This window comes from Streptomyces sp. NPDC002133, from assembly GCF_040296405.1.
Classification (GTDB): domain Bacteria; phylum Actinomycetota; class Actinomycetes; order Streptomycetales; family Streptomycetaceae; genus Streptomyces.
This window is the reverse complement of sequence record NZ_JBEOXF010000130.1, coordinates 1-3828: the sequence shown is the minus strand read 5'-3', so window position 1 is coordinate 3828 and position 3828 is coordinate 1. Positions and strand designations below refer to the sequence as shown.

General features: G+C 64.1%; 4 protein-coding genes. 2 read left to right on the top strand and 2 right to left on the bottom strand.

Annotated elements, in window-relative coordinates; all coding sequences use genetic code 11:
- Positions 1-658 (bottom strand): TrmB family transcriptional regulator (locus tag ABT078_RS42340; RefSeq protein WP_502981577.1); only part of this gene is annotated, 658 nt, incomplete at its 3' end.
- Positions 659-1274: 616 nt separating this feature from the next.
- Here ABT078_RS42340 and ABT078_RS42335 point away from each other — a divergent pair.
- Positions 1275-1703 (top strand): hypothetical protein, encoded by a 429-nt coding sequence (locus tag ABT078_RS42335; protein WP_351237788.1) that lies wholly within the window; start codon positions 1275-1277, stop codon positions 1701-1703.
- Between the two features lie 24 nt (positions 1704-1727).
- Here the strand turns inward: ABT078_RS42335 and ABT078_RS42330 are convergent, their stop codons facing one another.
- On the bottom strand, positions 1728-2966 hold the full coding sequence (locus ABT078_RS42330; protein ID WP_351237790.1) for an IS701 family transposase: 1239 nt from the start codon (positions 2964-2966) through the stop codon (positions 1728-1730).
- Between the two features lie 171 nt (positions 2967-3137).
- On the opposite strand from ABT078_RS42330, the gene ABT078_RS42325 reads away from it, so the two are divergent.
- Positions 3138-3644, top strand: coding sequence for a hypothetical protein (locus ABT078_RS42325; RefSeq protein WP_351237786.1), 507 nt, complete (start codon positions 3138-3140; stop codon positions 3642-3644).
- Positions 3645-3828 lie beyond the last annotated feature (184 nt).

The window sequence follows — 3828 nt, the reverse complement described above, 5'->3', positions numbered from 1 at the left end:
ATCCGCATCGCCGGAGTGAGGAACGGCAAGGCGTCCTGGAGCCAATCGCGGCAGGCCAGGTCGCTGTGATATTCGCAGACCCACGAGGTGTCGAATGCTCCGCCGTATGCGGACTGTTGCGCGCACTGTCCACATACACCGTGCGGGACGTGACGCCCCGTTCGGCGAGCTGCGCATCAAGCGGTTTCGCCACCTCGATCGACTGGACCGACTGCTCACCCCCCGCGAACCTCATGACTTCGTCATGCACCTCGCGTGTCAGCTCAGCGAGCCGGTCACGGACCGAGTCGATCCCCACCAGGCGCTCGACGTGGGGGTACGCGGTCGTGGAGCGCGACGATTCCGAGTACTCGGCGATGAGCTGCGCAGCGGCGGCCCGGGAAGCCTCGATACGCTGCTGCTGCGCGGCTAAGTCTGCCTGCTGACGCGTCAACAACAGCTCCAGGCCGACTTTGGGACTGACCGCCCTGAGCTGTCCGGGTCTCTCCTCGGACGGCCGCACCAGGCCCAGCTCGCTTAACCGGTCAAGACCCTGACGGATTGTTCCTTCGGGTCTCTCGAGTATTTCACAAAGAACAGGAATGCTCGCAGTGGAATGCGTCAGCATAGTGCGGTAGAGAGCTTCGGTATCTGGATCCAATCCAAGTGCCGTCAGCATGAAGATCCACCCCCTTCCGGTGAATCATATGATCTTGGCGTGGAGTTTGGCCCTACCGGATCGTGGCCGGTTTGGGCCATGGCCCAAAATGCTCATCGTGCGAACGTGGTGGGATTCCGTCCGGTTTGCCATCCTTGGCCCATGTATCTAGTTCATGTGCAGGTGACAGGTCCTGAGGGCGCCAGGTTTCCGGACATGCCGGCAGGAGACGTCCTGGCCTTCGCCTGTCCCGCGGACGGCGTGGAGCATGTGACGATGCACCCCTTCGCAATTCCGCATCCCACGCTCGGCATCTGGGTCGTGGCCGCCTCGCTGCACGCCGCGGAAGCCCAATCCACCGCATTCACCCGGCGTCTGCTCGACCTCCATGCGCCCTTGAACAACTGGACTTTGGTGCGAGCCGAGGTGCCACTGCTGGACTCTTTAGTCCAAGACCCATTGAGGCCACCCGGAAACACTTCCCACGACCCTGGACCACAGCCAACATAGTCGTTGCCCGGAGGGGGTCACCCGGAAGCCGAAAGCATGGCTTGGTTAGGCCATGGGATCTGCGCGGATGAATGTCCCGCTTCTCGTGAGGGAGCTGCACTTCCAAGCGACCGGGCCTGATTGTGGCTTGGCGACTGAGAAGACAACACAGGAAAAGGCGAGCAAAGAGATGAAGCTGAAGACAAAGATACGAGCAACTGTCGTCGCTGCTGTGGGCGTCGTAGGGCTGAGCCTTTCGACGACACCCGCCGCTGCGGCAACTTGTCCGGCTATCTGCACTAAGACCAATTTTGCTGAGGGGGCCGGCCAGTACACGGGCCAGATCGACAACACCTACTCTGCCACTGGAAGCTGGGTCTGGGTCTATGGGGAAACCCAAGGGGGTCATGTCGACTACTACCTGAACGGCGATAGCCAGATGAAGACGATCTGGTCTCCAGCAAACGGTTCAAACCAGCAGGTTCTGTCGAAGAAGGTCACCGCGTTCAGAGTTTGCGGTCCGAACTGGGTCGGTGGCGATGATTGCAGTACGTGGGCCCATCCCGCGTTCAGTTAGTACTCCAGCCGTAGATCGTGATCTTCATGGTTGCTGGGCGATCCGCCGCTGGTAGTGGCAGGCTCGAGCCCTGGCCAGGTGGCGTCGTCGCCACTCGGACCAACGGAGCCTGTGGATGACTGTGTGGACGGTCTGGGCGACGAGTGTGGTGAACAGGCGCTGGATCTCGTTGCAGGTCAGCGGGATCAGGTCGTCCGGAGCCGGTTCCTGCGCACGTTCATCGGCGGTGGCCGCGGCAAGGAAGGCGTGGGCGAGCATCGCGAGGGTGACCCAGCGGTGCCATGACGTCCAGCGCCTGACCTGGTGTTCGTCGAGCCCGGCCAGGCCCTTGCTGGACTGGAAGGTCTCCTCGACTGTCCATCTGCGTCCTGCCACTTTCACGAGGGTGGACAGCGGCACTCTCGCTGCTGAGTAGGAGCGATAGAAGGCGAGTTCCCCGGTGCGCCGGTTGCGGCGGACGAGTAGGTGGCGGTGGCCGGGCCGGTCGTCGGCGATGTCGGCCAGAGCCCAGTCATAGAAGCGGTGCCCTTTGGCTCCGGCGCCGACGGAGAGCTTCTGCCAGGCCCGCTTCGGCAGCTTCTTGACCAGGACGTCGGCGCGGAACTTGCCCGCGCGGGTAGTGATCTGGTGGTCGCAGGCAACGGCGAGGACATAGCCGACCTGCCGTCCCTCCAGCGCGGTCCGCAGATGCGGGTTGCCTCCGTAGATCTCGTCACCGGTTACCCAGGACGCGGGGACGCCGGCGTCCAGCGCACGGCCGATCATGCGTGCGGCGAGCGCGGGTTTCGTGGCGAAGCCGACGGTGTCGGGGATCCCGGCCGCACGGCAGCGGGCCGTGTCCTGGGTCCAGGAACGCGGAACGTACAGTTCCCGGTCGATCGCCGCGTGCCCCCTCGGGGTCGAGTAGGCGAGGTAAACGGCCACCTGACTGTTCTCGATGCGTCCGGCGGTACCGGTGTATTGACGCTGCACGCCCACCGTGGCGGTGCCCTTCTTCAGGTCGCCGGTCTCATCGACGACCAACACCGCGTCGTGGTCGTGCAGCTGCTCGACGACGAAGCCGCGGATGTCATCGCGGACCGCGTCGGCGTCCCACCTGGCCCTGGACAGCAGGTGCTGCATGCCGTCCGGGGTCGTGTCCCCGGCGTACTCGGCGAGCGTCCAGCAATTCTTCCGTGGCAGGTCCGACAGCAAACCGAGCACCAGCGCCCTCGCCCGGCGCCGCGGTTCCACCCGGGCGAACCGCCCCGCGATGCGGCCCATCAGGACCTCGAACCTGGCCTGCCACCGGGCAGGATCTATGCTGTGACCTGCGGCCACCGTCTGATCTTCTGTCTTCACACACCGATGATCACCGGTGGCCGCGCCCATTCCCGGACCAGCCCCAGAGCCTCGGCAAAGTCGCGTGATGTCTGGTTCTGAGAAGATCCTGGCGTGTTCAACTTCGGGATCGAAAGCTACCGGCCTCAATGGCTGAACGGTCGCTCCGCGGTCGTGGCAGGCCACGGCCAGCAACTGTGTGCGCTCATCGGCCGTCCGTTGACCCGTGTCTGGCTGGTCTGGGACGTTCAGGACAACGAGTGGTTCTCCGACTGCCCGGTCCTGCTCGACTTCACCAGAGAACAGGTTGAGATCAACCACCAAAAGTTCGACGACCTCTCGATCACCTGGAACACGGTGGACCCCCACCAGCCAGTCCTGTGGCCCGACTTCGATCTCCAGTGGCGCCACGACATGCGCGCCGAACTGCACGCCCTCCAGGGCCAGATCCTTCAGGACATCGAGCTCCTCGAGTGGACCGGGAGCGACATGGCCCAGGGAACAGTCGCCGTCAGCTTCCGCTTCCCCCACAGCCAACTGACCATCACCAACGCCCTCGACGAGAACGGGCTGACCTTCGGGCCACCGGAGTCGCGCTACCAGCGTCACTCACTGCGCTAAAGCACCCGGCCCGAAACCGGGCACCCTCACGCGTGCCGAGGCCCTGGGCCCAGCCCCGATCGGCAGATCACGATCTACGGCTGGAGTATTAGTACTCCAGCAGTACTTCGTGGCTTGACCTGGGGAAACGTCGAGCGGTGGGAGTGTAGCGGGCAGGATGCCGTCACGGACGGCTTCTGCTCGC

Coding starts and splice junctions, on each gene's coding strand:
- ABT078_RS42330 (WP_351237790.1), bottom strand. CDS start 2,966: ATGGGCCGCATCGCGGGGCGGTTCGCCCGGGTGGAACCGCGGCGCCGG.